This window comes from Streptomyces sparsus, from assembly GCF_054776295.1.
Genome location: NZ_BAAHCA010001578.1, coordinates 1 through 678, shown reverse-complemented (window position 1 = coordinate 678; position 678 = coordinate 1). Strand labels below are relative to the sequence as shown.

At 77.7% G+C, this 678-nt stretch carries 1 protein-coding gene; it reads left to right on the top strand.

The genetic code is table 11. The features are described 5' to 3' along the window. Nucleotides 1-114: 114 nt before the first annotated feature. On the top strand, nt 115-678 hold a 564-nt coding region (locus tag ACYVE9_RS29700; protein WP_461030962.1), incomplete at its 3' end, for a hypothetical protein.

Genomic DNA, 678 nt, shown 5'->3' with positions numbered 1-678 from the left:
GGACGCCGTCGGGGCGCGGCCGGCCCACCCGTGCACGGCCCGTGCGGCGCCGGGCCGACGGGTTACCCGCCGGTTCACGCCACCCCGGGCCACCCCGTGCGGCACGATGCCGGGATGGACGCCGTACGGGTGGCGCTGCTGCGCGAGGTGCTCGCCGGAACGGAGTGGCTGCACGCCACCCGCAGGTTCGCCGGCTCGATCCGGTCCTCCGTCACGCCGCACGGCGGCGGCCTGCTGCTGGTGGGTGGCGATACCTACGAACCGTGGCACCTGGCCGCTCACCTGGACGACGAGGCGGCCTGGTCGGGCCTGCCGGAGCTGGCCCCCACCCTGGTCAGGCACCGCGTGCCGGCCGCCGCCCCGGCCCATCTGGCCGTGGGGCTGGCACGCCTGGAGTCGGCCGGCCGCGGCGAGACGCTGCTGGTGGTGGCCCCGGAAGAGCCGGGGGACGCGTTGCTGGAGCGGGTACACGACGCGCGGCGGGCGGGCTGCGGAGTCTTCACCATGGACGCCGGCCGCCCGGACACCGCGGAGCTGCGCGGGCTGGCCAACGACGCGCTCACCGCCCACCTGGCGGACCTGGACCTGGACACCGCTCAGCACCTGGTCAGTGCCGCCGCCGGTGAGAACGGGCCGCCGCCCGGCCGCGGTCGCCGGTTCCGGGACCGGCTGTCCCGC